Genomic DNA, 24598 nt, shown 5'->3' with positions numbered 1-24598 from the left:
TTTGCGTCAGGAATCGCGCCGATCCTGACGCAAACTTCTTGATCAACGCGGCCTGAGGGCGGCGCGGCGGGTTACGGGGTGCGGAGGGGGGTGTGGGTGGTGCGGAGTTCGGCCAGGGCGGACGCGACGCCGTGCAGCAGGTCGGTGGCCTCGGTGAGGCGGGCGGCCGACGGGTCCTGGGTGCTCGGGTGGGCGTCCTCGGCGACGTAGCCGGCGGCGGCCACCACCAGCCGCTCGTACGCGGCCACCCCACTCTCCAGCTGACCGACGAGGGTGGCGTGGGCCTCGCCGAGCGAGCCGCGCGCCTCGGCGGGCGCGAGCTTCAGCGCACGTTCCACGCCGGCCACCCGGTTGGCGAGGTCGCGCAGGGAGCGGTCGGCCTCGGCCGCCTCACGGACAGCCGGCTCGGCCAGCCCGGTGAGCCGGCCGGCCAGCCCGGCCAGGGTCAGCGCGGCCCGGTCCAGCCGAGCCCAGGCGTCGGCGGCCGTGGTGCCGCGCAGCGCGAGGCGGGAGCGGACCCGGCGTACCTCGGCGAGAACACCGGGGCCCACGGGCAGCCGCTCGACGGCGGCGACCAGCCGGGCGCGGGAGCGGGCCGCCGCCTCGGCCGGGTCGAGGGCGGGCGGGGCCGGTACGGCGGCGAGGGCCCGCAGGTCGACCCAGCGCCAGGCGGCGAAGGCGATCGCGCTGCCGGCGGCGCCGGCCCAGACCGCGTCGGGCAGGCCCAGCCCCGCGTACGGGGTGAGCACCGCGGCGGCGCCGCCCAGCCCACCGGCCAGGACGCTCCAGCGCCGCGCGGACCGGCGCAACCTGCGCAGCCGGCGGAAGTGCCGCTCCCGCTCGTCGACCATCGGACTCCCCCGTCCCCTAGCTCGTGGTGCTCTCCCCGGTGCCGCGCTCCCGGCTCATGGTGGCCCGGATCTCGTCGAGCCGGGCGGCGGCCGCCGGGTCGGCGGGCTGCCCCACCCCGGGGCGCTCCTGCCGGCCGCCGAGCTGCTCGCCGGCCATGCTCGACCGGATCTGCTCCAGCCTCGCCGACCCGGCGGAGTCGAGGGTCGCCTTCTGGATCTCCAGCATCCGGCCCTCGACCGAGTTGCCGGCCAGTTCGGCCCGGCCCATCGCGTCGGCGTAGCGGCGCTCGATCCGGTCGCGGACCTCGTTGAGCGACGGGGTGGTGCCGGGTGCGGTGAGCGCCGACATCGACTCCAGCGAGCGGGCCACCGTCTCCTGCATCTTGGCCTGTTCGAGCTGGCTGAGCAGCTTGGTGCGCTCGGCCAGCTTCTGCTGGAGGATCATCGAGTTGTTCTCGACCGCCTTGCGGGCCTGCGCGGCCGCGCCGAGCGCCTGGTCGTGCAGGGTCTTGAGGTCCTCCATCGCCTGCTCGGCGGAGACCAGCTGGCTGGCGAGCAGCTGGGCGGACTGCTCGTAGCGGCCCGCCTCGGTCTCGTCACCGCGACCCCGGGCCTGGTCGGCCAGCACCAGGGCCTGCCGGGCGTTGGCCTGCAGCTGCTCGACCTCGGTCATCTGCCGGGACAGCTTCATCTCCAGCTGGCGCTGGTTGCCGATCACGGCGGCCGCCTGCTGGACCAGCGCCTGGTGCTGCCGCTGGGCCTCCTCGATGGCCTGCTGGATCTGCACCTTCGGATCGGCGTGCTCGTCGATCTTCGCGCCGAAGAGCGCCATCAGGTATTTCCAACCCTTGACGAACGGGTTCGCCATCTCCGCCTTGTCCCCTCAGTAGCGTCGCGTCGCCTCGGCCGGGGTCGACCCGCGGGCCGCGCGGTGTGCCTCCATGGTCCCAGTCCGACGCCAATGCGGCACCCGTACGACCCTGATCAACACTACGACCCGGTCGCCACCGGCGACCACGGCGCGACGGGCGGAATCAGGCGGCGCAGACGACGTCCCGGTCCGCGGGGCGGACCCGGGTGGTGCGCAGCGTCGCCTTGAGCGGCGAGTCCTGGCGGACCTGGACGGCCACCGAGCCGTCGGAGGTGACCTGGCGGACGCCCCGGTTGGTCGCCTTGCGCACGGCCGGCGTCGGCTCGACCGGCTCGTCGGTCACCGGGACGAGCACCCCGGGCATCTGCTCGGCCAGCGCGACCGTGTCGCTGACCTCGCGGAGCAGCTCGGAGAGGCGCGCGCCGAGCGCGTCGCAGATCGCGGCCAGCAGCTCGCTGGAGGGTTCCTTCTGGCCGCGCTCGATCTCGGAGAGGTAACCGAGGCTCACGTTGGCGGCGGAGGAGACCTCGCGGAGGGTGCGGTGCTGCCCCTGCCGGCGCGCCCGCAGTGCGTCACCGATCACCCGGCGTAGCAGAACCATCGCACCTCCCCCTGAACGGGAACCACCATCTCCGGCCGGGCGAGCCGCGCCGGGCGCGGCGGACCGCCCCCGCGCCGGCGTCGTCCGCCGGAGCCTTCCCGCAACCGTACCCGTTGACCGCCCGGACGACATCCCACCCCGCCTCTCCAATACTGCGGAACCGGCCGCACGGGCCGGTCGGCCGCCCCGGCCGGCCCGCCCGCGCTCGGGAGTGTCGCCGGCCGGACCACCGCCGCCCGGTCGGCCCACCGCCGCCGACCGGCTCACCGCTGGCCGGCCGCCGCGCGGTCGGTGTCGTCCGCCTCGCCGGTGGCCCGCGCCTCGTCGGCCTGGACGGCGGCGTGGATCTGCTCGGCGAGCAGACGCAGCGCCTCGATCACCGCGGCCGAGCGGATGTGGTCCCGGCCACCGTCGAGGCGCAGCTCGCGTACCTCGGTGCCGCGCGGCCCGGCCGCGGCGACGTAGACCAGGCCGACCGGCTTGCCGTCCTGCGGCTCCGGCCCGGCCACGCCCGTGGTGGCCAGCCCCCAGTCGGCGCCGCAGCGCCGCCGCCCGCCCTCGGCGAGGGCGGTGGCCACGTCGGGATCGACCGGTCCGCGCTCGGTCAGCAGATCCTCCGGTACGCCGGCCAGCTCCGACTTCAGCTCGGTCGCGTAGACCACCAGGCCGCCCCGGAAGATCCCGCTCACCCCGGCGATCTCCACGATCGCGGCGGAGAGCAGCCCACCGGTCAGCGACTCGACGGTGGCCAGGGTCTCCTTGCGCTCGTGCAGGCTGTGCACCACCGAGGCCGCCGGGCTGCCGGCGGTCCGCTCGTGCTTCGCATCCGTGTCCATGCCGGCCCTCTCTTCCCGCCCCTCCGCGACCTACTCGTCCTGGGCACGGATTCGCCGATCATGAGGGTATCGCCGGCGACCCGCCGTACGGGTCAGCGGGCGGCGGGGCGGCGCAGGCGCAGGGCCTGGGCGATGTAGTCGAAGCCGGTGACCACGGTGACCACCACGGCCGCACCCATGATCCAGGGGCCGACCGGGGCCAGCGCCTCGGGCATCGGCCAGAGGTACCAGGTGATCGCGAGGATCTGGAGCGCCGTCTTGACCTTGCCGCCCCGGCTGGCCGCGATGACGCCGTGGCGGATCACCCAGAACCGCAGGGCGGTGATGCCCAGCTCGCGGGCGAGGATCACCACGGTCACCCACCAGGGCAGCCGGTCGTACCAGGAGAGCAGCACGAGGGCCGCGCCGGTGAGCGCCTTGTCGGCGATCGGGTCGGCCACCTTGCCGAGCGAGGTGACCAGCCCGAACCGGCGGGCGATCCAGCCGTCCACCAGGTCGGTGGCCGAGGCGACCACGAAGATCACGCAGGCCGCCATCCGCCAGCCGGCGTGGCTCATCGCGGAGGCGACCACGGTGGCCGCGAAGACCGGGACCAGCACGAGCCGCACCGCGGTGAGGACGTTCGCCGCGTTGAGCAGCGGCACCGGGGCCGCCACCGTCGACTCCGCTCCGGTCATGTTCGGCACCGCCCCACGTGGCTTCCCCGTTCCGTCCGGGCCCGCCGTCACCGTGCCGCGCCGGGCGCCGCCGAGATCATCTCATCCGGTACGGCGACCAGGTCGACTCCCTCGGTCGCGGTGACCGTGGCCCGGACCAGGTCGCCGGGGCGCAGCGCGGCCAGGTCCACCCCGCCGCCCTGGGGGGCCACCAGGGTGGTCGAGCCGTCGACCTCGGGCGCCTGGTGGGCGGCCCGCCCCTCGACCACGCCGTCGGCGACGGAGTCGACCAGCACCTCCACCGTCGAGCCGAGCCGCTCCTCGGCCCGCTGCGAGCAGAGCTCGTCGGCGAGCGCGGCGAGCTTGTCGTAGCGCCGCTTGATCGTCGCGGCGGAGACCTTGCCGGGCAGCCCGGCGGCCTCGGTGCCGTCCTCGTCGCTGTAGTCGAACACGCCGATCGCGTCGAGGCGCGCCTCGGTCAGGAAGCGGGTCAGCTCGGCCACGTCCTGCCGGGTCTCGCCGGGGAAGCCGACGATGAAGTTGCTCCGCGCGCCCGCCGCCGGGGCCAGGTCCCGGGCGGAGGCGAGCAGCTCCAGGAACCGGTCGGTGGAGCCGAACCGGCGCATCCGGCGCAGCACCGGCTCGCTGGAGTGCTGGAACGACAGGTCGAAGTACGCGGCCACACCCGGCGTCGTGGCGATCACCTCGACCAGGCCGGGCCGGGTCTCGGCGGGCTGGAGGTAGCTGGCCCGTACCCGCACGATGCCGTCGATCGCGGCGAGCTGCGGGAGCAGCTTCTCCAGCGCGCGCGGGTCGCCCAGGTCCTTGCCGTACGAGGTGGAGTTCTCGCTGACCAGCACCAGCTCGCGGACGCCGGTCTTGGCCAGCCACTCCGCCTCGGCCAGCAGCTCGTCGGGGGTGCGCGAGACGAACGCACCGCGGAACGCCGGGATGGCGCAGAACGCGCAGCGCCGGTCGCACCCGCTGGCCAGCTTGAGCGAGGCCACCGGGCCGGTGTCGAGCCGGTGCCGCAGCACCTGCCGCAGGTGCGCCGGGGTGTGCTCGTCGGCCTCGGTGGCGACCCGTGTCGGGGTGCCGTGGCCAGGCAGCGACACCGCCGCCTCGCGGCGCTTGACCGGGGTGAGCGGCAGCAGCTCGCGCCGGTCGCGCGGGGTGTGCGCGTCCAGCGCCTCGCCGGCCACCACCGCGTCCAGCCGGGCCGCGATGTCCGGGTAGTCGTCGAAGCTGAGCACCGCCTGCGCCTCGGGGAGGCTGTCGGCCAGCTCGCGGCCGTAGCGCTCGGCCATGCAGCCGGCCGCGACCACCTTGGCGCCGGTGTCGGCGGCGGCCAGCAGCGTCTGGATCGAGTCCTGCTTGGCCTTCTCCACGAAACCGCAGGTGTTGACCACCACCACGTCGGCGCCCTCGCCGTCGGTGGTCACCTGCCAGCCGTCGGCGTGCAGCCGGGCGGCCAACTCCTCCGAGTCGACCTCGTTTCGGGCGCAGCCCAGGGTCAGCAGGGCGACGCGACGGCCGTCGTGGGAGGAAGGGGAGGTGGCAGACACCATCCGAGGGTACCGGGCCGCGGCGGGAACCCCACGGCGGCGGGCCGCCGGCATCGGTCGGCTCACACCGGGCCGCGGGTCAGCGGGCCGCCGCGCCGACCCGGGCCAGCCGGTCGAGCAGGAATACCTCCGTGCCGGCCAGGCCGGTGGAGCAGAAGACCGAGATCTGGTCCGCGCCGGTCCGGCCGGGGACCGCCCCGGCCAGCACCGCGCCCAGGTCGCGCAGCCGGTCCGCGTACGGGTCGACGGCGGCGAGCATCGGCGGGGCGTACGCGGCCGCCTGCGCGGGCGAGTCGGTGACCAGCAGGTCGGCGGCGTCCAGCAGGTCGGGCCCGAACTCGTGCCGGTCGACCTGCTTGAAGCCGACCGTGTTGACGTGGGTGCCGGGGGCGAGGTCGGCGGCGGCCAGCACCGGGCTGGTGCTGGTGGTGGCGAGCACCACGAGGTCCCGGTCGCGCACCGCCGCGGCGGCCGAGCCGACCGCGCGGGCCGGCACGCCCAGCTCGGACCGGACCCGGGCGGCGAACGTCTCGCGGCGGGCCGCCGAGCGGCTGTGCACGGTCACCTCGCGCAGCGGACGGACCGCGGCGGCGGCCCAGACCTGGGTCCACGCCTGGCGGCCGGAGCCGACCACGCCGAGGGTGGCCGCGTCGGGGCGGGCCAGGGCGTCGACCGCCACCCCGCCGAGCCCTCCGGTGCGCCGCGAGCCCAGTTCCTCGCCGACCGCGATGGCGCGTACCGCCCCGGTGGCCGCGTCGTGCAGCACGACGAGCTGCCCGCTCTCCGGGTGCCCGAACGTGTCGTACGAGCGGAAGCCGTACCACTCGCCGGTGAGGTGCCCGGCCGTGAGCACCATCCGGCCTCCGCCGAGCGGGGCGGACGCCCGGGGCGGGGCGATCAGCCGTCCCTCGTACGCGGCCAGCAGCGCGTCCCGCATGGCGGCGACGGTGAGCGGGGCGTCCACGGCGGCTGCGACGTCCTCGTCGGAGAAGAGCACGGTCATGCCGACCATCGTGCAACCTGAAGTTCGCGTGAACTCCAGCGATGGTGGGGTTCGTCACCGCGGCGGACCGCCGGCCCCGGCGGTGCTAGCGTCGGATCCGGCGGCCCGTGCCGCCCCGGACGAGTGGTGGGCGTACCCGGTCAGGCCAAGACGCCCCGTGTGACCGCCCGTCCCGGCCCCGGTGGCCGGGCCCGTCCCGTCAGAGGTGCCCTATGGCCTGGCTCGTGCTGGTGCTCTCCGGACTGCTGGAGACCGCGTGGGCGATCGCCCTCGATCGCAGCGCCGGATTCACCCGTCCACTCCCCTCGCTGGTCTTCGTCGTCTCGCTGGTGGCCAGCATGGCCGGCCTGGCGTACGCCCTGCGCGACATCCCGGTCGGCACCGGCTACGCGGTGTGGGTCGGCATCGGCGCGGTCGGCACGGCCCTGGTCGGCATGCTGGCGCTGGGCGAGCCGGCCAACCTGCCCCGGATCGCCAGCCTGCTGCTGGTGGTGGCCGGCGTGGTCGGCCTCAAACTCTTCCACTGACCCCCCGACCGGCCCGTCGTCCGGTTTGGACGGCGGGCCGATCCGGGTAGTTGTCCCTCGCCCCACCCGAGGAGACCACTAACGGAGGACATCATGGCCGACATCCACGCCACCGCCCGCCCGCGCAGCAGCGCGGCACGCGTCTGCACGATTCTCGCGTTCGTCTTCGCGGTCATCGCGATCTTCTTCCTGCCGCCGCTGTTCGGCCTGGTCGGCCTGGTGCTCGGCATCGTCGGCGCGGTGCTCGGCGACAAGCCGCTCGGCTGGTACGCGGCCGCCGCCAGCGTGGTCGGCGCCGTCATCGGCATGATCATCAGCTACGCGATCTACAACTCCTGAGCCCTACGCGCGAGGGCCCGCCGGCGAACCGGCGGGCCCTCGACGTGTGTCGGGGTGGTCAGTCCTCGCCGCCGCGCAGGCCGGCCAGGACCTCCTCCAGCTCGTCCGGCTTGACCAGCACGTCGCGGGCCTTGGACCCCTCGGACGGGCCGACCACGCCGCGCGTCTCCATGAGGTCCATGAGCCGGCCCGCCTTGGCGAAGCCGACCCGCAGCTTGCGCTGGAGCATCGAGGTCGAGCCGAACTGCGAGGTCACCACCAGCTCCACCGCCTGCACCAGCAGGTCCAGGTCGTCGCCGATGTCCTCGTCGATCTTCTTCTTGCTGTCCTGCGCGACGGTCAGCACGTCCGAGCGGAAGTCCGGCTCGCGCTGGTCCTTGCAGAACTTCACCACGTCGTGGATCTCGCGCTCGGTCACCCAGGCGCCCTGGATGCGCAGCGGCTTCGAGGCCCCCATCGGCAGGAACAGCCCGTCGCCGCGGCCCAGCAGCTTCTCCGCGCCGGGCTGGTCGAGGATGACCCGGGAGTCGGCGAGCGAGGACGTGGCGAAGGCGAGCCGGGACGGCACGTTCGCCTTGATCAGGCCGGTGACCACGTCGACCGAGGGGCGCTGGGTGGCCAGCACCAGGTGGATGCCGGCGGCCCGGGCGAGCTGGGTGATCCGGACGATGGAGTCCTCCACGTCACGCGGCGCGACCATCATGAGGTCGGCCAGCTCGTCCACGATCACCAGCAGGTACGGGTAGGGCCGCATCTCCCGCTCGCTGCCCGGCGGCGCCTTGATCTCGCCGTTGCGCACCTTGCGGTTGAAGTCGTCGATGTGCCGGACCCCGTTGGCGGCGAGGTCGTCGTAGCGCATGTCCATCTCGCGGACGACCCACTCCAGCGAGTCGGCCGCCTTCTTCGGGTTGGTCACGATGGGGGTGACCAGGTGCGGGATGCCCTCGTAGCCGGTCATCTCGACCCGCTTCGGGTCGATGAGCAGCAGCCGCACCTCGTCCGGCGTGGCCCGGGTGAGCACGGACACCAGCAGGGAGTTGAGGCAGGACGACTTGCCCGCGCCGGTGGCGCCCGCGATGAGGATGTGCGGCATCTTGGCCAGGTTGGCCACCACGTAGCCGCCCTCGATGTCCTTCCCGAGCGCCACCACCATCGGGTGGTGGTCGCTGGTGGCCGCCCGCGACCGCAGCACGTCGCCGAGCGCCACGTTCTCCGGGTCGGTGTTCGGGATCTCCACACCGACCGCGCTCTTGCCCGGGATGGGGCTGAGGATCCGCACGTCCGGCGACTTGACGGCGTACGCGATGTTGCGGGAGAGCTGGGTGATCCGCTCGACCTTGACGCCCGGCCCCAGCTCGACCTCGTAGCGGGTGACCGTCGGGCCGCGGGTGAAGCCGGTGACCGCGGCGTCCACGTCGAACTGCTCGAAGACGCCGGTCAGCGCGGCGATCACCTCGTCGTTGGCCTTGCTCCGGGTCTTCGGCGCGGCGCCGCTGCCCAGCATGTTGGCCGGCGGCAGGGTGTAGTCGCCGGCCAGCCCGGTGAGCGCGAGCTGCTCGGCGCGGGTGGGCAGCGGCGAGTGCTCCGGCGGCTCGACCGGCTTGCGGCTGGCCGGCACCTTCTTGCGCGGCAGCACGAGGGTGTCCTGGAGGTCGACGCCGTCGAGGTCGTCGTCCGGGTCCAGCGGGTCCAGCGGCGGCGGGAGGCGCTTGGCCGCCCGCTTGCGGGCCGGCTTCGGCGCCGCCTCGGTCTCGGCCTCCTCCGCCTCGGGCGGCGGGACCGGGCCGGCGCGCAGGCCGAGCCGCTCCGGGATCTTGTTGATCGGGGTCGCCGTGATCACCAGCAACCCGAAGATCAGCAGCAGGAGCAGCAGCGGCATGGCCACCCAGGCGGTGACCGCCGACTTGAGCAGGTCGCCCACGCCGGCGCCCAGCAGGCCGCCCGCGTAGTCGCGCTGGACCTCGTCGACCGGATCCTGCCCGATGTGGAGCATGGCCGCCGTGGCGAGCAGCATGGAGCCCCAGCCGACCAGGCCGCGCCCCCGGTGCTCGGGGTCGGCCGGGGTGCGCATCAGCCGCCAGGCGCCCACCATGAGCAGCACCGGCAGCACGATGGCGATCGCACCGACGAAGAGGCGGGCGGTGTCCGCGAGGTGCCGGCCCACCGGCCCCGCGCCACCGGACCAGATGCCCACCGCGCTGAGGATGGCCAGGCCGAACAGGAGCAGCCCGGCGCCGTCGCGGCGGTGCTCCGGGTCCAGCTGGCGGGTGGTGGCGGCCTGCCGGCCGGCGGCCCGGAACGCCCAGCCCACGCTGTGCGCGAGCCCCATCCACAGGGCACCCACCGCCCGGCCCACGAACGCCGCGGGGCTCGGCCCGGGCGCCGGACGCCGCCGGGCGGTCGCCCGGGTGGCCTTCTTGGCCGGCTGGCGGGCGCGACTGTTCGTGGTTCCGCGCGGCGACGCGCCGCGCCGCCGGCTCGCCTGAGAGGTACGGCCCGCCATAGAGTCACCGTAACGGCGGGACCCGGCAGATCGCCGCTTTTCCGGGTCGTGTCCGCGCGTCGCGGCACGGATCCGCCGCCGTTTGTGTTATTCGCCTCAGAAGGGATGCCCTCATGGCGTCGCCGGAGATCGAGGACGGTCCGGACGGCCCCCTGGCCGGACACCCGCAGACGCTGCGACCGCTGACCCGCGAGCTGATCGCCGCCGTTCTGCTCAACCGGGGGTACGCGGTGGCCGAGGACGCCGACGGCGACCTGGTGGGCCGCTGGGGCGACAGTCTGATCTGGTTCTTCCGCCGCGGCAGTGCCGGGGAACTGCTCCAGGTACGCACCGTCGCGGCGCACCGGTTCGGCATCGAGCACGTGCAGGACCTGCACGCCTTCTGCAACGCCTGGAACCACGACCGGCTCTGGCCCAAGGCGTTCGTGCACGTCGCCGACGACGGGCTGGCCCAGGTCTGCGGTGAGGTGACCACCGACCTGGAACGCGGCGTCACCCCGCACCAGCTCGACCAGCTCGTCGACTGCGGCGTGACCACCGGCTGCCAGCTCGCCGCCGCCGTGGCGGACCTGCCCGGCGGGACGCTGCGATGACCACCTTCCGGGACCGGGGGCTGGCCGACGCGCTCGCCGACGCCCGGGACCTGCCCGACGGTGAGGCCCGCTGCGCCGAGCTGGAACGGATCGCCGCCCGGGCGGACGCCATCGGCGACCCCCGCACCGGGCTGGCGGCACGGTTCGCGCTGGTCGAGGCGTACCTGCACCTGGGCGAGCGGTGGCGGCTCGTGGAGCCGGTGCGCCGCTGTGTGGCCACGGTGGACCGCCGGCCGGGGTTGCTCGACGGCCACCCCGGCGAGGCCGAGCGGCTGCGCCGGCACCAGCGGCAGGCCGTCGAGGCGCTCTTCGGCACCCCGCGGGTGGCCCTGGACCAGGCCCGATCCCTGCTGGACGATCTCGCCGACCGGCTGGGGCCGGACGCCGGGCCGGTGGCCGAGCTGCGCTGCCGGCTGGCCGACCACCTCGGTGACGAGCCGACGGCCCGCCGCGAGTACGACCGCTGGTCCGCCGCCGACGTGTCCCACCCGGTGGCCGGTTGTGCCGGCTGCGCCCCGGCCCGGCGGGCGGAGCTGCTGGCCGGCTGGGGTGAGCCGGTGGCCGCGCTGGCCGCGCTGGGCCCGGCGCTCGACGGCGAGCCGGGCTGCACCGACCAGCCGGAGCGGGCCCTCGCCGCAGGGCTGCTGCCCTGGCTGCGCACCGGGGAGGCGGAGCGTGCCGCCCGGGCGCACGTGCGGGCGTACCGGCGGCACCGCCGCGAGCGGGCCGCCTTCCCGCAGCTCGCCACGCACCTGCGCTTCTGCGCGCTGGGCGGGCACCTGGCGTACGGGCTGGACGTGCTGGCCGAGCAGCTGCCCCGGCTGGACCACCCGGCCGACGACCTGACCGCCATGGAGTTCGCCGCGGCGGGCGCGCTGCTCTGCGGGCTGGCCGTCGAGGGCGGTCTGGGCGGGCGGCGGATCCACCGCCCCGGGCACGGTCCCCGGCCGGCCGCCGACGTGGACGTGGCGACCCTGGCCGGGCAGCTCCAGTCCCTCGCCACCACGCTGGCCGGCAGCTTCGACGCCCGCAACGGCACCGGCCACCAGTCCGGCCGGATCGCCTCCTGGCTGGCCGAGCGGCCGCTCGCCGAGCCGGTGCCGCTGCCCGGCGAGGACGAAATCCCCGACGACCACGCGGCCGAGCCCGGGCCGCCCGGCGAGGAGGAGCCCGCCCCGCTGAGCCTGCGGATGCTCACCGCCGCCCTCGACGCGCGCGGCGACGCGTACACGGTGGAGCCCGACGGCACCGTGGTGGGGCGCTGGGGCCAGGCGGTGATCCAGTTCCGCCGGCTCGGGCCCCAGGGCGAGGTGCTGCACGCCCGGGCCGTGGCGCCACGCCTGCTGCCGGCCGCCCGCCGCGCCGAGGCGTACGCCTTCTGCAACGCCTGGAACCACGACCGGCTGCTGCCGGCCGCGTACGTGCACGACCCGGGCGACGGGACGCTGCTGCTGGCCGCCGACGTCACCACCGACCTGGCGTACGGGGTGGCCCTGGCGCAGCTCGTCGTGCTGGTCACGTCGGCGGTCAGCACCGGAGCCGCGTACGCCGAGGCGGTCGCGGCACTGCCGTGAGCCCGGACACGGCGCGGCCCCCGGCCACCGGGCGGTGGTGGACGGGGGCCGCGGTCCGGTGCCGCCGGAAGTGGACCCGGCGGTGGCTCAGCGGGCGGAGAACGCCAGGGTGTATTCGCCGGCGCCGGCCAGCCCGACCACGCGGTAGCGATAGGCGCCGGCCGGGGTGTCGGCGGTCAGCCGGGCCGGCCCGTCGGCGCTGTCGGCGCGGGCCACGGTGCGGAACGCGGTGCCGGTGAAACGTTGCAGCTCCAGCGCCACCCGGGTGCCCTCCGGCGCGGACACGCACGCCTCCTGGGCGCCGCCGGGCACCCGGAAGAAGCGGCCGTCCGGCTGGACCTGCGCCCGCCCGGCGGCGATCCGGCCGGTCCGGCTCTCCTGACCGGTGCAGTCCGTCGCGTCGCCGGCCGGCGGGGTGGCCGGCGCGGTGCTCGCCGGCGGCGCGGTGGCCCCGCCCCCGGCCGGCGGCGCGGTGGCCCCGCCCCCGGCCGGCGGCGCGGAGGGCCGGCCGTTCGCGGTGACCAGGGTCAGGTTGTTGCGTTGGAGGATCTCGTTGACCGGCTGGAAGAAGGTCACCCCGCCCCTCGTGCAGTCGCCGGAGCCGCCGGAGGTGACGCCCTGCGCCTGGTCACCGGAGAGCCAGGCGCCGCCCGAGTCGCCCGGCTCGGCGCAGACGTTCGTCCGGGTCAGCCCGGTGACCGTCCCCTCCGGATAGTTCACCGTGGCGTTCCTCGCCTGGATGACCCCGCAGCGGGTGCCGGTGGTCGAGCCGGAGCGGCACACCGAGGCGCCGACCGGGGCCTCGGTGGAGCCGTTCACCGGCACCGTGCCGCCGTTGAAGTCGTTCACCACGCCCTGCGGCGTCCACTGCCCGTTGACCTCGACCACGGCCCAGTCGTCGCCGGGGAACGAGGAGGCGGCGAAGGTGCCCTGGGCGACCCGGTTCGCGCCCGCCGTCCGGTCCCCCGGCCGGCCGCAGTGCCCGGCCGTGACGAAGCCGCCGACCACCGAGAAGCCGACCGAGCAGCGGCCGGCGTTGTTGATGAAGTACGCGTCGCCGCCGCGCACGTCGAACAGCGGGCGGGGCGCCTCGTCGGCGGTCCGCACCCGGACCGCGTCGGCGGGCACGCCGCCGGCCTCGGCGAACCGGCGACCGGCCGCCTCCGCGCCGGGCTGGGCGACCACCACGACCGAGTTGGTGGCCACGTCGACGTACCAGCCCGCGACGTCCGGGGTGGCCTCGTCGCCGGCCGCGTCGAGGCGGGACTTCACGGCGTCCAGTTCGGCGACCCCGCGGTCGACCCGCTTCGGCACCGCGCCCGCGGCGGTCACCCGGGCCGCCTGCGCGGGATCGGCCACCGCGACGTTCAGGGTCGTCCCGTCGGCGCCGAGCCAGCTGCCGCCGTAGTGGGCGCCCAGTTCACCGCGGAGTTTCGCGACCGTGCCGGACGCCCACCGCTCGGCCTTCAGCCGTCGCGCCGCCTGGTCCCGGGTGAGCGAGAGGTCGCGGCTCAGCGCGTCCAGCACCTCGGGCGCGACGCCGTCGGCCGCCGCGGGCTCGGTCCGCCGGGTCGTCGGGTTCTCGCCGGCGAACGACGGCAGGGTCACCGCCGCCGCCGTGCCCGCCGCCGCCACCAGTACGGCGATGGCTGTCATCCGTCTGCGGTCCATCCGCCACGCTCCTCCCGGCCGGCGCGGGGTACGCCTGCCGGAGCGGAGTACGGAGACGGGCGCCGATCGGTTGAACGCGGGCGGCCGCCATCGGCGGAGCGCGTCGGGGCGTACCCGGAGAGCGACGAGGCCGGCCCACCGCGGGCGGTGGACCGGCGTGCCGTGCTTGCCGAGGTCAGACCTCGACGACCGTGGGGACGATCATCGGGCGACGGCGGTACGCGTCGTTCACCCAGCGCCCGACGGTGCGCCGGACGATCTGCTGGAGCTGGTGCGGGTCGGTGATGCCGTCCGCGGCGGCCCGGTTCAGCGCCTCGGTGACCAGCGGGACCACCGGGTTGAACGCCTCCGGGTCCTCCGAGAAGCCCTTCGCCGAGACGGTCGGCCCGCCGACCACCTTGCCGGTGACCGAGTCGATCACGACGGTGGTGGCGATGAAACCGCCGTCGCCCAGGATCCGGCGCTCGGTGAGCAGCGACTCGCTGACGTCGCCGACCGCGAGGCCGTCGACGTAGACGTAGCGGCTCTTCACGTGGCCGACCAGGCTGGCGCGGCCGTCGACCAGGTCGACCACGTCGCCGTCCTCGCAGAGCACCACCCGGTCCGGCGCGACGCCGGACTCGATGCCGAGCCGGGCGTGGGCCCGCAGGTGCCGCCACTCGCCGTGCACCGGCATGAGGTTGCTCGGCCGGGTGACGTTGAGCAGGTAGAGCAGCTCGCCGGCGGGGGCGTGACCGGAGACGTGCACCTTGGCCACGTCCTTGTGGATCACGGTGGCGCCCGCGCGGGCCAGCCGGTTGATCACCCGGTAGACCGAGGTCTCGTTGCCCGGCACCAGCGAGGAGGCGAGCACCACGGTGTCGCCGGGGGCGATGGTGATGTGCCGGTGGTCGCCGCTGGCCATCCGGCCCAGCGCGCTCATCGGCTCGCCCTGCGAGCCCGTGGACATCAGCACGATCTGCTCGGGCGGCAGCGTGGTGGCCTCCTCCAGCCCGACCACCAGGCCCGGCGGGATGTTGAGCAGGCCGAGGTCGCGGGCGATGCCCATGTTGCGCACCATCGACCGGCCGATGAGCGCCACCTTGCGGCCGTGCTCGATCGCCGAGTCGAAGACCTGCTGCACCCGGTGCACGTGAGAGGCGAACGAGGCGACGATGATCCGGCCGCGCGCCTTCGCGAAGATCGAGTCGAGCACCGGCCCGATCTCCCGCTCCGGGGTGACGAAGCCGGGGATCTCCGCGTTGGTGGAGTCGGAGAGCAGCAGATCCACGCCCTCCGCGCCGAGCCGGGCGAAGCCGGCCAGGTCGGTGATGCGGCCGTCGAGCGGGAGCTGGTCCATCTTGAAGTCGCCGGTGTGCAGCACCAGGCCGGCACCGGTGCGGATCGCCACCGCGAGCGCGTCGGGGATCGAGTGGTTCACCGCGAAGAACTCGCACTCGAACGGGCCGAGCCGCTCGCGCCGCCCCTCGGCGACCGTCAGCGTGTACGGCTGGATCCGCCGCTCGGCCAGCTTCGCCTCGACCAGCGCCAGGGTGAACTGCGAGCCGACCAGCGGGATGTCCGGCTTGTGGGCGAGCAGGTACGGCACCGCGCCGATGTGGTCCTCGTGGCCGTGGGTGAGCACGATCGCCTGCACGTCGCCGAGCCGGTCCAGGATCGGGCCGAAGTCGGGCAGGATGAGATCCACGCCCGGCTGCTCGACGTCGGGGAAGAGCACCCCGCAGTCGACGATCAGCAGCTTGCCGTCGTACTCGAAGACCGTCATGTTCCGGCCGATGGCGCCGAGTCCGCCGAGCGGGATGATCCGCAGGCCGCCCTCCGGCAGCGGCGGGGGCAGCTCACCCTCGATGTGCGCCTCGGTCACGCGTCACCTCATTCTGCGACGCCGTCGCGCGGCGTCCGTCGTGTCGTTCGATCATTCGGGTAGGGGCAGGCCCGCCGCGGCGCAGTCGGCGCGCAGCTGGGCCAGTTCGTCGCCGGTGGCGTCCACCAGCGGCAGGCGCACCGGGCCGGCCGGCAGGCCCTTGGCCGCCAGGCCCGCCTTGACCAGGATCACGCCCTGGGTCCGGAAGATTCCGGTGAACAGCGGCAGCAGCCGCCGGTGCAGGGCGAGCGCGGCGGCCGTGTCGCCCGCCTCGTACGCCTCGATCATCTGCTTGGTCTGCATGCCGGTGAAGTGCGTGGAGGTGCCGACCACGCCGACCGAGCCGACCGCCAGGGCGGGCAGGGTCAGGGCGTCCTCGCCGCTGTAGAAGGCCAGGTCGCTGCGCGCCAGCACCCAGGAGGTGGCGGTCAGATCGCCCTTGGCGTCCTTGACCGCCACGATCCGGCCGTGCTCGGCCAGCTTGACCAGGGTGTCGGTGGCGATCGCGGTGCCGGTGCGGTGCGGGATGTCGTACACCATGATCGGCAGGCCGCTGGCGTCGGCGACCGCGGTGAAGTGACGCAGCAGCCCCGCCTGCGGCGGCTTGTTGTAGTACGGCGTCACCACCAGCAGACCGTGCGCGCCGGCCTTCTCCGCCTGCGCGGCCAGCTCGACCGTGTGCCGGGTGTCGTTGGTGCCCACCCCGGCGACGATCCGGGCCCGGTCACCGACCGCCTCCGCGACGGCGCGGATCAGGGCCTCCTTCTCCGCGTCGGTGGTGGTCGGCGACTCGCCGGTGGTGCCGTTGAGCACCAGCGCGTCGTTGCCCTGCTCGTCGACGAGGTGGGTGGCGAGCCGTGCGGCGCCGTCGAGGTCGAGCGACCCGTCGGCCGTGAACGGGGTCACCATGGCCGTGATCAGTCGCCCGAACGGGCGCGACGGACCCCGGTTCGCGGCGGCAGGGAGGTCGTGCGTCATGTTCACAACCTAGCGGACGACCACCGGACCCCCGGCGGTGAAGGGCGACGACTCACTCGGCGTGCGGGGACGCCGCCACCTCGGTGCCGTCGGGCAGCGTGGAGATCACGAAGTCGGCGAAGACGTTGGGCGCGACGCCCTGGAGCTGCCGCAGGCACTCCACGGCCAGCTCACGGATCTCCACGTCGGCGTGCTCGGTGGCGCGCATCTTGATGAAGTGCCGCCAGGCCCGGTAGTTGCCGGTCACCACGATCCGGGTCTCGGTGGCGTTGGGCAGCACCGCCCGGGCGGCCTGCCGGGCCTGCTTGCGGCGCAGCGTCGGGTTGGGCTCGTCGGTGAACCGGGCCTCCAGGCCCTCCAGCAGCTCGTTGTACGCCCGCACCGCCGCCTCGCTCGCCTCCACGAACTTCTTGTGGAGCTCCGGGTCCTCGGCGATCACCGCGGGCTCGACCATGGCCGCGTCCCGCTCGGGGACGTAGCGCTGGGAGAGCTGCGAGTAGGAGAAGTGCCGGTGCCGGATCAGCTCGTGGGTGAAGGACCGGGACACCCCGCTGAAGTAGAAGCTCACCGAGCCGTGCTCCAGCACGGACAGGTGCCCCACGTCCAGGATGTGCGCCAGGTAGCCGGCGTTGGTCGCGGTGGCCGGGTTCGGCTTCTTCCAGCTCTGGTAGCAGGCCCGCCCGGCGAACTCGGCGAGCGCCTGACCGCCCTCCGCGTCGGTCGACCACGGCACGTCGTCCGGGGCCTGGAACTGGGTCCACGCGATCAACTTGACCTGGGGCTGCACCATCTCCGGCATTCCTGCGACTGTAGTGGCCCGTGGGCCTCCGGCGAAACTTGGGCGCGCGGAGGTGAAGCGGGGCACCAGCTGCGAATCCTGGACACTTCCCGTCCGCTCCGAGCAGCAAGTGTCCAAGATCTCGACGGCGGTCGCGGTCCGGCCGGATCGAGCCGCCGGTCGGCCTCCGTCAGATCGTCGATCACCGCGGCGAGCGGGCCGCGTCGGTCCGGTCAGACGTAGAGCGAGGTGAACGGGGCCCAGGGCAGGTTGCGCACCACCGAGAAGGCGAGCCACAGGGCCAGGAAGCCGCCGATCACCTTGGGGCTGATCCGCAGCTCGGGCAGCCGCCAGCCGAACGCCCGGTTCCCCGCCCAGCTCACGAAGAGCCAGGCCAGAAAGGGCAGCGAGAACACGAAGAGGAAGTGGTGCCGGGCGGCGGCGGGCAGGTCGGCGTGCAGCACGTACCAGAGGGCACGGGTGCCGCCGCAGCCCGGGCAGTCCAGCCCGGTGGTGAGCTTGAGCAGGCAGGTCGGCCGCGCGTCCGGGTCGCTGTGCGTGGGGTCGCTGAGCAGGGCGTAGGCCATGCCCAGGCCGACGCAACCGAGCGCCGCGAGGGGCACCGCCCAGCGCGGGGCGCGGGCGTGCAACCGCAGCACGAGGCGGGTGAACCGGTCCGGCTCGACCGCCGGGTAGGCCGCCCCGGCAGGCCAGGCCCCCGGCCCGCCGTGCGCCCCGGCGGCGTGCTCCGCGTGCGGCCCGTGGTGGACGTGCACGGCGTGCTCCGCGTGCGGCCCGTGGTGGACGTGCACGGCGTGCTCCGCGTGCGGCCCGTGGTGGACGTGCACGGCGTGCTCCGGAGGCGGTCCGGTGACGGTGGCGGGCGGTCCGGCCGGGGCCGGTCCGGTGGGACCGGTGGGCGGGACCGGATGCGGGTCGGGCGCGGCGGCCGGCCGGTCAACGCTCGTCACGCGCTCACCGTACACCCGCCACGCCCACCAGGGCGGCGGCCAGCGGAGCCGCCAGGTCTCCACCGGCGGGCGGGGCGACCGCGTCGAGGCCGAGCCAACCGGCGAGCCGGTAGAGCTCGGCGGCGAGCGCCACCGCGGTCTCCCCCGGGTCCGCGCCCGGCTCGACCCATGCGGCCGGCACCAGCAGCACCCCGGCCTTCCGGTCGGCCTTGAGGTCGACCCGCGCGGTGAACCGCTCCCCCTGGAGGAAGGGCAGCACGTAGTAGCCGTAGACCCGCTGCGGCGCGGGCACGTAGATCTCGATCCGGTAGGTGAAGTCGAAGAGCCGCTCGGTGCGGCCCCGTTCCCAGACCAGCGGGTCGAACGGGCTGACCAGCGTGTTGCCGCGCACCCAGCGGGGCAGCCGGGCCTGTGCGTGCAGGTAGGCCGGCTGCCGCCAGCCCGCCACGGTGACCGGGGTCAGCTCGCCGGTCTCGACCAGCTCGGCGATCGCCTGCCGGGCGCCGGCCACCGGCAGCCGGAAGTAGTCGCGCAGCTCCGGCTCGGCGGCCACCCCCAGCGACCGGGCGGCGATGGCCACCAGCGTGCGGTGGGCGTCGGCGGGGCTCGGGGTGGGCGCGTCCAGCACGGCGGCCGGCAGCACCCGCTCGGGCAGGTCGTAGCGGCGGGCGAACGAGGTGGTGCGGTCGGCGGCGGTCACCTCGCCGGACCAGAACAGGAACTCCAGGGCGCGCTTGACCGTGGACCAGTTCCATCCCCAGTTGCCGGTCTCCCGGGGCGCGTCGTGCTCGATCTCGGCGGCCGTGAGCGGGCCCCCGGCGGCCACCTCGTCACGCACCCAGGCGACCAGCTCGGGCTGCTCCTCGGCGATCCGGCGCATCCCGCCCCAGGCCTCGTCGTGCGCCTTGGCCATCCTCCAGCGCAGCGCCGCGTGCAGCCCCACCGGGACCAGCGACGCCTCGTGCGCCCAGTATTCGAACAGCTCGCGGGGGCGCCGGTAGGCCGCCGTGTCGAGCAGCGTGGTCGGGTAGGGCCCGAGCCGGCTGTAGAGCGGCAGGTAGTGCGCGCGTTGCAGGACGTTCACCGAGTCCATCTGGATGAGCCCGACGCGGTCGAGCACCCGGCGCAGGTGCCGGCGGGTGGGCACGCCGGTGGGCGCCGGGTCGGTGAAGCCCTGGGCGGCCAGGGCGATCCGGCGGGCCTGGGCGAGGGAGAGGGATTCCGGTACGGCCATCGTCCGGGACCCTAATCCACCCGTACGACACGACGATTCCAGGTCGCGGCGCGGCGCTGGACGCGCCGAACTGGAATTGTCGCAGGGTGCGGCGGCTGGACCGACGCCCCGGCGCGGCATAGAACGGACGGGTGGCCACCATCCGCCGGGAGGAACCGGACGACGCCGAGGCGATCGCCCGGGTGCACATCCGTGGCTGGCAGTCGGGGTACGCCGGGATCATGCCGGCCGAGGTGCTCGACCGGCTGAACCCGGTCGCCTGGGCCCAGCGCCGCCGGGATCTCGGCACGGCCGACCCGGAGCACCCGTTCACCACGCTGGTCGCAGAGACCGACGGCACGATCGAGGGGTTCACGACCTTCGGGCCGTACCGGAACAACCAGGACCGCGGCGATCTCGACCCGGCGTACGGCGAGATCCTGGCGGTCTACCTGGAGCCGGCGCGGTGGGGCAGCGGAACCGGTCAGGCGCTGCTCGCGGCGGCCCGGGCCGGCCTCACCGAGCGGGGCTACCCGGAGTACCGGCTGTGGGTGCTCGCCGACAACGTCCGGGCCCGCCGCTTCTACGAGCGGGCCGGGTTGTCACCGGACGGGGAGGAGTCGACCTACGCGGTGCCGCTGCACGGCGGGCGGGACCCGGTCCGGCTCCGCGAGCTGCGCTACACCGCCCGGCTCGACGGCTGACCCGGCCGGCACACCGCGCCCGGCGGGGCCCTCGCCGGCCGGCGCGGCCCAGCGGCGGATCGGCAGGGCGAGCAGCAGCGCGAGGCTGATCCAGACGTAGGTGTTGCTGCCCAGGAATCCGTCGACGCCGGTGAAGTCCTTCTCCCAGGCCCAGACGATCCGGCTGGTGAGGAAGGCGTACCCGACGAGCGCGGCGGCCAGCAGCAGGAGGCGCCGGCGGCTGCGGGCGGGCGCCGCCATGCCGTTGTCGATGAGCAGGATCAGCCCCGGCAGCAGCCAGACCAGGTGGTGCACCCAGGTCACCGGGCTGACCAGGCACATGACGGCACCGGTCAGCGCCAGCCCGGTGGCCTCGTCGCCGGCGGCCACCGCGGCCCGGGAACGCCAGCCCCAGATCACGAGGGTGGCGAGGACCAGCACCAGCCAGGCGACGGTGCTCGGATGTTCCGGGTCGAGCCGGGCCACCACCCCGCGCAGCGACTGGTTGGAGACGAAGGCCAGCTCGCCCACCCGGTCGGTGTTCCACAGCGCCTCGGTCCAGAACTCCCGCGAGGCGTCCGGGAAGAGCGCGGCGGCCACCAGGGTCGCCGCGGCCGTCGTGCCGATCGCGGTGAACGCGGCCCGCCACCGGCCGGTGACCAGCAGGTAGACGATGAAGATGCCCGGTGTCAGCTTGATCGCGGTGGCCAGCCCGATGCCCACCCCGGCCCACCGGCTGCGCGCCGGCAGCAGCCGGAGCAGGTCCACCGCCACGAGGAACAGCAGCAGCATGTTGACCTGGCCGAAGTTGACCGTCTCGCGCATCGGCTCGTAGGCGGCGGCCAGGCAGAGCGCCACCGCGAGGGCGAACCAGCGGGTCCAGCCGGCGCGGCGGGCCACCGGGTCGAGCAGCCACCAGATCACCACGGCGCTGACCACCACGGTGGCGGCGACGCTCACCGTGATCGCCGCCGGCCACGGCAGGTACGCCATGGGCAGCATGACCAGGGCGGCGAACGGCGGGTAGGTGAAGCCGTACTGGGTGCCGCCCTTGAGGAAGTCGTAGATCTCCCCGCCGTCGTGCACCCAGAAGGTCAGCGCGCCGTAGTAGACCTTGAGGTCGAAGAAGCCGTGCCGCACGGCGGCCACCGACAGGAAGGCGGTCACCGCCACGGCGAGCGCCAGCACGGCGACGACCTGCGTGATCGTCCGCCAGGCACCCTGCGCCACCGTCGCCCTCCTCGCCCTGCGTAGGCTCACGTGCCATGGCTCTCGGGTACGTCCGTCCCGCGCGTCCGTCCGACGCCGGCGAGATCGCACGCCTCCAGCTCGCCACCTGGCGGGCCGCGTACCGCCGGATCCTGCCCCGGCACGTGCTCGACAACCTGGACGAGGCGTACCTCGCCCGGCGGTGGAGCGCCGCGGTGCAGGAGCCGCCCTCGGGCGCGCACCGCGTGCTGGTCGCCGTCGAACAGGCCGAGCAATCGTATCTGGTGGGGTTCGCCGCCTCCGGTCCGGCCGACGCCGAGGCGCTGGCGCCGGGCGAGCCGGCGGACGCGCTGGCCGAGGGTGTGGCGGCGGTGACCGACCTGCTGGTCGAGCCGCGCTGGGGCCGGCGCGGCCACGGCAGCCGGCTGCTCGCCGCCATGGTGGACCACTGGCGGGAAGACGGCTTCACCCGCGCGGTGGCCTGGGCGTTCGACGCGGACGCGGCGACCCGGAAGTTCCTCACCTCGACCGGCTGGGAGCCGGACGGCGCGGGCCGGGCGCTGGACGTGGACGACATGCTGGTCCCCCAGGTCCGCCTGCACGTCGGCGTCCCCACCGAACCGGCCGCCTCCTGACAACCCGCCGGTGACCCGCCGGTGAAGGTGCGCCCGCGCGCCGCCCACCCCTGGTAGGCACGACGGAGGCAACGCACCGGCGGATCGAGGAGGGGTGATGTTCGAAGCCACGAAGGCGTTCAGCGGGTTCTCGGTGGACGACCCGGATCGCGCGGAGCGGTTCTACCGCGACGTCCTGGGGTTGCGGGTGTCCCGGGACGACGCGATGGGCGGCCTGCTGACCCTGCACCTGGCCGGGGCCCGGCCGGTGCTGGTCTACCCGAAGCCCGACCACCGGCCGGCGACCTACACGGTGCTCAACTTCCCGGTCCCGGACGTCGACCGGGCGGTGGACGAGCTGGTCGCGCGCGGGGTGCGGTTCGAGCGCTACGAGGGGATGCCGCAGGACGACAAGGGGGTCATGCGGGGCAACGGCCCGTCGATCGCCTGGTTCACCGACCCGGCCGGAAACGTGTTCTCGGTGCTTCAGGAGAGCTGAGCCGGGGCCGGCGGTCCCGGCACGGGGCGGGACCGCCGGCCGCCGGTCAGCCCTTGTCGGCGCCCTCGTTGGCGCCGCGGACGAAGTAGCGCTGGAAGATCACGAAGAGCACCGCCACCGGGATGGTGGCGAGCAGCGCGGCACCCAGCTTGAGCGGATACTGTGTGCCCTTGCCGAGCGAGCCGCTGACCAGGTCGGCGAGCCCTCGGGGCAGGGTGAACAGGTCCGGATTCTGCACCGAGACCAGGCTGTGCGGGAACTCGTTCCAGGAGCCCTGGAACGACAGGATGGTCAGCGTGATCAGAGCGGGCCGGGCCATCGGCAGCACCACCGACCAGAAGGTGCGGAACACGCCCGCGCCGTCGATCCGGGCCGCCTCCTCGACGCTGACCGGCACCGACTCGAAGAACTGCTTCATGATGAAGACGCCGGCCGCGTCGGCGAGCAGCGGCACCACCAGGCCCGCGTAGCTGTCGTAGAGGCCGAGCTGCTTGAGCACCAGGAACTTCGGGATGAGCAGCACGACGCCGGGCACCGCCATCACCGCGATGACCGCGGCGAACAGCCCGGCCCGGCCCCGGAAGCGCAGCCGTGCCAGCGCGTAGCCGGCGAGCGAGTCGAAGAAGACCCGGCCCAGGGTGACCAGCACGGTGACCAGCAGCGAGTTGCCGAGCCAGAGCGGGAAGTTGGTGCCCGCGAAGATCCGCTCGAAGCCGGCCAGGGTCAGCGAGTCGGGCAGCGGCGACAGCGGGTTCGCCGCCGCGTCCGGCTCGGTCTTGAACGAGTTGCCGAGCTGGATGACGAACGGGTAGAGGAAGATCAGCCCGAAGGCGATCAGGACCGCGTACCCCAGGATGCGGTTGACCCGGGCGCGCGGCCCGCGGTCGGCGCGGCGCGCGACGGGCGCCGCCGGCCGGTCGGTGAGCACGGCCATGTCAGGACCTCTCCGGTACGCGTCGCCGCCACCACCGGGCCCGCCGGGGCTCGTCCCGGTCGGCCATCACCCGGCGCTGGAGCAGGGTGAGCAGGATGATGATCAGGAACAGCACGAACGAGATGGCCGCTCCGGAGCCGTAGTCGAAGTCCCGGAAGGCGGTCCGGTACGACAGGTACGCCGGGGTGAGTGTGGTCTTGGCCGGGTCGCCCTGGCTCATGACGTACACCTGGTCGAAGACCTGCCACGAGCCGATCAGGCCGAGGGTGAGCACCAGGAAGGTGGTCGGCTTGATCAGCGGCAGGGTGACGTGGCGGAAGCGCTGCCAGCGGGTCGCCCCGTCGAGCGTGCTCGCCTCGTCGAGCGCCACCGGGACGTTCTGCAGCGCGGCCAGGAACATGAGCATGAAGGTGCCCGAGGTGGTCCAGATGACCAGGCAGATGATCGAGACCATGGCCACGCTCGGCCCGGAGAGCCAGTCCCACCAGGTCAGCCCGAGCGGGCCGCCGGAGGTGAGCGCGCCGGGCGGGTTGTCCACGCCGACGGCGCCGAGCAGCAGGTGCAGCACGCCGCGGGAGTCGGCGAACCACTCCGGCCCGTCGATGCCGAGGAGCCCGAGCAGCTTGTTGACCGCGCCGGAGTTGGCGAACAGGAACAGGAACACCACGCTGATCGCCACGGAGCTGGTGACCGAGGGGAAGTAGAAGGCGCTGCGGAAGAAGCCCTTCCCCTTGAGCAGCCGGTTGTTGACCACGAGGGCCAGGCCGAGGGCGAGCACCGTCTGCACCGGCACCACGATGCCCACGTAGTACATGTTGTTGCGGATGCTGGTCATGAAGTCGCGGCGGGCGAGCCCGTCCTCGGTGAACAGCCGGCTGTAGTTGTGGCCGCCCACGAACGGCACGTCGCCCGTGAACGGGCTGCCCTGGCCGTTCCAGTCGGTGAGGCTCACCCACAGCGCCATGAGGATCGGCAGCAGCAGGAAGAGCCCGAGGATCACGATCACCGGCGCGACGAAGAGCCAGCCGGCGATGTTCTCGTTGCCGCGGATGCCGCCGCCGCGACGGCGGCGCGGTGGCGCCGGCGCGGTGGCCGGTGCGCGCAACGCTTCGGTTGCCATCTCGTCCCTCCCTCCTTGTCCATGGGAGCCGGCGCGGAGGGGCGCCGCGGGGGGGCCCCCCCCGCCCCCCCCCCCCCCCCCGCCCCCGGGGGGGGGTTGTGGGAGTTTGGCCCGGGCGACGTGGGGGGGCCGCCCGGGCGACGCA

Annotated in this window: 24 protein-coding genes and 1 riboswitch; of the genes, 7 read left to right on the top strand and 17 right to left on the bottom strand. The window is 74.4% G+C overall.

From position 1 onward, the window contains the following. Window positions 1–71 precede the first annotated feature (71 nt). The 7 genes from ABZW14_RS12170 to ABZW14_RS12140 all read right to left on the bottom strand — a co-directional run bounded on the left by ABZW14_RS12170 (window position 72) and on the right by ABZW14_RS12140 (window position 6383). A complete protein-coding gene (locus ABZW14_RS12170) occupies window positions 72–851 on the bottom strand; it encodes a hypothetical protein (protein ID WP_355344004.1) in 780 nt (259 codons plus the stop codon). A 16-nt stretch (window positions 852–867) separates the two neighbouring features. Next, entirely contained in the window at window positions 868–1719 is an 852-nt protein-coding gene (locus ABZW14_RS12165) for a PspA/IM30 family protein (RefSeq protein ID WP_355344001.1), read from the bottom strand. Window positions 1720–1885: 166 nt separating this feature from the next. Beyond that, window positions 1886–2323, bottom strand: a complete 438-nt coding sequence (locus ABZW14_RS12160; RefSeq protein WP_355343998.1) for a helix-turn-helix transcriptional regulator — start codon at window positions 2321–2323, stop codon at window positions 1886–1888. A gap of 263 nt (window positions 2324–2586) precedes the next feature. Beyond that, a complete protein-coding gene (locus ABZW14_RS12155; RefSeq protein ID WP_355343995.1) occupies window positions 2587–3159 on the bottom strand; it encodes a CinA family protein in 573 nt (190 codons plus the stop codon). A 92-nt stretch (window positions 3160–3251) separates the two neighbouring features. After that, window positions 3252–3836, bottom strand: a complete 585-nt coding sequence (pgsA, locus tag ABZW14_RS12150) for a CDP-diacylglycerol--glycerol-3-phosphate 3-phosphatidyltransferase (RefSeq protein WP_355343992.1) — start codon at window positions 3834–3836, stop codon at window positions 3252–3254. A gap of 47 nt (window positions 3837–3883) precedes the next feature. Further along, window positions 3884–5383, bottom strand: coding sequence for a 30S ribosomal protein S12 methylthiotransferase RimO (rimO, locus tag ABZW14_RS12145; protein WP_355343989.1), 1500 nt, complete (start codon window positions 5381–5383; stop codon window positions 3884–3886). Window positions 5384–5459: 76 nt separating this feature from the next. Further along, window positions 5460–6383 carry an ornithine cyclodeaminase family protein gene (locus ABZW14_RS12140; protein ID WP_355343986.1) on the bottom strand — a complete coding sequence of 308 codons (924 nt, stop codon included), beginning with the start codon at window positions 6381–6383 and terminating at the stop codon, window positions 5460–5462. Window positions 6384–6476: 93 nt separating this feature from the next. Further along, a riboswitch (guanidine-III (ykkC-III) riboswitch) is annotated at window positions 6477–6543 on the top strand. A 52-nt stretch (window positions 6544–6595) separates the two neighbouring features. On the opposite strand from ABZW14_RS12140, the gene ABZW14_RS12135 reads away from it, so the two are divergent. Further along, the gene (locus ABZW14_RS12135; protein WP_355343983.1) at window positions 6596–6910 is read left to right on the top strand and encodes an SMR family transporter; all 315 of its coding nucleotides are present in this window, start codon (window positions 6596–6598) and stop codon (window positions 6908–6910) included. A 93-nt stretch (window positions 6911–7003) separates the two neighbouring features. Beyond that, complete coding sequence (locus tag ABZW14_RS12130) at window positions 7004–7249, top strand: hypothetical protein (protein ID WP_355343980.1); 246 nt, start codon at window positions 7004–7006, stop codon at window positions 7247–7249. Window positions 7250–7307: 58 nt separating this feature from the next. Here ABZW14_RS12130 and ABZW14_RS12125 read toward each other — a convergent pair whose 3' ends face one another. Continuing rightward, window positions 7308–9752, bottom strand: coding sequence for a DNA translocase FtsK (locus tag ABZW14_RS12125; protein WP_355343977.1), 2445 nt, complete (start codon window positions 9750–9752; stop codon window positions 7308–7310). A gap of 113 nt (window positions 9753–9865) precedes the next feature. Between ABZW14_RS12125 and ABZW14_RS12120 the strand changes: the two genes are divergently transcribed. Both ABZW14_RS12120 and ABZW14_RS12115 read left to right on the top strand, forming a co-directional pair. Beyond that, window positions 9866–10345 carry a YbjN domain-containing protein gene (locus ABZW14_RS12120; RefSeq protein WP_355343974.1) on the top strand — a complete coding sequence of 160 codons (480 nt, stop codon included), beginning with the start codon at window positions 9866–9868 and terminating at the stop codon, window positions 10343–10345. Next, a complete protein-coding gene (locus ABZW14_RS12115; protein ID WP_355343971.1) occupies window positions 10342–11919 on the top strand; it encodes a YbjN domain-containing protein in 1578 nt (525 codons plus the stop codon). Before ABZW14_RS12120 ends, ABZW14_RS12115 begins: the two co-directional genes overlap by 4 nt. Window positions 11920–12006: 87 nt before the next feature. Here ABZW14_RS12115 and ABZW14_RS12110 read toward each other — a convergent pair whose 3' ends face one another. From ABZW14_RS12110 to ABZW14_RS12085, 6 genes are all read right to left on the bottom strand, one after another. Further along, window positions 12007–13590 carry a S1 family peptidase gene (locus tag ABZW14_RS12110; RefSeq protein ID WP_355343968.1) on the bottom strand — a complete coding sequence of 528 codons (1584 nt, stop codon included), beginning with the start codon at window positions 13588–13590 and terminating at the stop codon, window positions 12007–12009. Between the two features lie 175 nt (window positions 13591–13765). Beyond that, window positions 13766–15454: a ribonuclease J gene (locus tag ABZW14_RS12105; RefSeq protein WP_091268479.1), complete on the bottom strand. Its 1689-nt coding sequence runs from the start codon at window positions 15452–15454 to the stop codon at window positions 13766–13768. 51 nt (window positions 15455–15505) lie between these two features. Continuing rightward, on the bottom strand, window positions 15506–16432 hold the full coding sequence (dapA, locus tag ABZW14_RS12100; protein WP_355343964.1) for a 4-hydroxy-tetrahydrodipicolinate synthase: 927 nt from the start codon (window positions 16430–16432) through the stop codon (window positions 15506–15508). Window positions 16433–16484: 52 nt separating this feature from the next. Further along, window positions 16485–17222, bottom strand: coding sequence for an FAD-dependent thymidylate synthase (gene thyX / locus ABZW14_RS12095; protein WP_355344503.1), 738 nt, complete (start codon window positions 17220–17222; stop codon window positions 16485–16487). Between the two features lie 221 nt (window positions 17223–17443). Then, entirely contained in the window at window positions 17444–17986 is a 543-nt protein-coding gene (locus ABZW14_RS12090) for a DUF2752 domain-containing protein (RefSeq protein WP_355344500.1), read from the bottom strand. 199 nt (window positions 17987–18185) lie between these two features. Then, window positions 18186–19415, bottom strand: a complete 1230-nt coding sequence (locus ABZW14_RS12085; protein WP_355343961.1) for a crosslink repair DNA glycosylase YcaQ family protein — start codon at window positions 19413–19415, stop codon at window positions 18186–18188. A 131-nt stretch (window positions 19416–19546) separates the two neighbouring features. Here ABZW14_RS12085 and ABZW14_RS12080 point away from each other — a divergent pair, with 131 nt between their 5' ends. Then, window positions 19547–20098 carry a GNAT family N-acetyltransferase gene (locus ABZW14_RS12080; protein ID WP_355343958.1) on the top strand — a complete coding sequence of 184 codons (552 nt, stop codon included), beginning with the start codon at window positions 19547–19549 and terminating at the stop codon, window positions 20096–20098. Here ABZW14_RS12080 and ABZW14_RS12075 read toward each other — a convergent pair. Beyond that, window positions 19997–21307, bottom strand: a complete 1311-nt coding sequence (locus tag ABZW14_RS12075; protein WP_355343955.1) for a glycosyltransferase family 87 protein — start codon at window positions 21305–21307, stop codon at window positions 19997–19999. The genes ABZW14_RS12080 and ABZW14_RS12075 overlap by 102 nt on opposite strands. Before the next feature lie 35 nt (window positions 21308–21342). Between ABZW14_RS12075 and ABZW14_RS12070 the strand changes: the two genes are divergently transcribed. Together ABZW14_RS12070 and ABZW14_RS12065 are read left to right on the top strand one after the other, a co-directional pair. Continuing rightward, window positions 21343–21921, top strand: coding sequence for a GNAT family N-acetyltransferase (locus ABZW14_RS12070; protein WP_355343952.1), 579 nt, complete (start codon window positions 21343–21345; stop codon window positions 21919–21921). Between the two features lie 97 nt (window positions 21922–22018). Next, window positions 22019–22399: a VOC family protein gene (locus ABZW14_RS12065; protein ID WP_355343949.1), complete on the top strand. Its 381-nt coding sequence runs from the start codon at window positions 22019–22021 to the stop codon at window positions 22397–22399. 46 nt (window positions 22400–22445) lie between these two features. On the opposite strand, the gene ABZW14_RS12060 is transcribed toward ABZW14_RS12065, so the two are convergent. Further along, window positions 22446–23333 carry a carbohydrate ABC transporter permease gene (locus ABZW14_RS12060; protein WP_355343946.1) on the bottom strand — a complete coding sequence of 296 codons (888 nt, stop codon included), beginning with the start codon at window positions 23331–23333 and terminating at the stop codon, window positions 22446–22448. A gap of 1 nt (window position 23334) precedes the next feature. After that, window positions 23335–24453: a sugar ABC transporter permease gene (locus ABZW14_RS12055; protein ID WP_355343943.1), complete on the bottom strand. Its 1119-nt coding sequence runs from the start codon at window positions 24451–24453 to the stop codon at window positions 23335–23337. Window positions 24454–24598: the final 145 nt, after the last annotated feature.

The sequence above is a fragment of the Micromonospora sp. NPDC004551 genome (assembly GCF_040609975.1).
Lineage (GTDB): Bacteria > Actinomycetota > Actinomycetes > Mycobacteriales > Micromonosporaceae > Micromonospora.
The sequence above is the reverse complement of the archived record's forward strand: the minus strand, read 5'-3'. Positions and strand labels throughout refer to the sequence as shown.

Excerpts from the sequence above, each read along its gene's own strand:
- ABZW14_RS12055 (WP_355343943.1), bottom strand. The coding sequence starts at position 24,453 with ATGGCAACCGAAGCGTTGCGCGCACCGGCCACCGCGCCGGCGCCACCG.
- ABZW14_RS12135 (WP_355343983.1), top strand. The coding sequence starts at position 6,596 with ATGGCCTGGCTCGTGCTGGTGCTCTCCGGACTGCTGGAGACCGCGTGG.
- ABZW14_RS12165 (WP_355344001.1), bottom strand. The coding sequence starts at position 1,719 with ATGGCGAACCCGTTCGTCAAGGGTTGGAAATACCTGATGGCGCTCTTC.
- ABZW14_RS12130 (WP_355343980.1), top strand. The coding sequence starts at position 7,004 with ATGGCCGACATCCACGCCACCGCCCGCCCGCGCAGCAGCGCGGCACGC.
- ABZW14_RS12140 (WP_355343986.1), bottom strand. The coding sequence starts at position 6,383 with ATGACCGTGCTCTTCTCCGACGAGGACGTCGCAGCCGCCGTGGACGCC.
- ABZW14_RS12085 (WP_355343961.1), bottom strand. The coding sequence starts at position 19,415 with ATGGCCGTACCGGAATCCCTCTCCCTCGCCCAGGCCCGCCGGATCGCC.
- ABZW14_RS12120 (WP_355343974.1), top strand. The coding sequence starts at position 9,866 with ATGGCGTCGCCGGAGATCGAGGACGGTCCGGACGGCCCCCTGGCCGGA.
- dapA (WP_355343964.1), bottom strand. The coding sequence starts at position 16,432 with ATGACGCACGACCTCCCTGCCGCCGCGAACCGGGGTCCGTCGCGCCCG.
- ABZW14_RS12125 (WP_355343977.1), bottom strand. The coding sequence starts at position 9,752 with ATGGCGGGCCGTACCTCTCAGGCGAGCCGGCGGCGCGGCGCGTCGCCG.
- rimO (WP_355343989.1), bottom strand. The coding sequence starts at position 5,383 with ATGGTGTCTGCCACCTCCCCTTCCTCCCACGACGGCCGTCGCGTCGCC.
- thyX (WP_355344503.1), bottom strand. The coding sequence starts at position 17,222 with ATGGTGCAGCCCCAGGTCAAGTTGATCGCGTGGACCCAGTTCCAGGCC.
- ABZW14_RS12155 (WP_355343995.1), bottom strand. The coding sequence starts at position 3,159 with ATGGACACGGATGCGAAGCACGAGCGGACCGCCGGCAGCCCGGCGGCC.
- pgsA (WP_355343992.1), bottom strand. The coding sequence starts at position 3,836 with ATGACCGGAGCGGAGTCGACGGTGGCGGCCCCGGTGCCGCTGCTCAAC.
- ABZW14_RS12160 (WP_355343998.1), bottom strand. The coding sequence starts at position 2,323 with ATGGTTCTGCTACGCCGGGTGATCGGTGACGCACTGCGGGCGCGCCGG.
- ABZW14_RS12065 (WP_355343949.1), top strand. The coding sequence starts at position 22,019 with ATGTTCGAAGCCACGAAGGCGTTCAGCGGGTTCTCGGTGGACGACCCG.
- ABZW14_RS12170 (WP_355344004.1), bottom strand. The coding sequence starts at position 851 with ATGGTCGACGAGCGGGAGCGGCACTTCCGCCGGCTGCGCAGGTTGCGC.
- ABZW14_RS12115 (WP_355343971.1), top strand. The coding sequence starts at position 10,342 with ATGACCACCTTCCGGGACCGGGGGCTGGCCGACGCGCTCGCCGACGCC.
- ABZW14_RS12060 (WP_355343946.1), bottom strand. The coding sequence starts at position 23,333 with ATGGCCGTGCTCACCGACCGGCCGGCGGCGCCCGTCGCGCGCCGCGCC.
- ABZW14_RS12070 (WP_355343952.1), top strand. The coding sequence starts at position 21,343 with ATGGCTCTCGGGTACGTCCGTCCCGCGCGTCCGTCCGACGCCGGCGAG.
- ABZW14_RS12110 (WP_355343968.1), bottom strand. The coding sequence starts at position 13,590 with ATGGACCGCAGACGGATGACAGCCATCGCCGTACTGGTGGCGGCGGCG.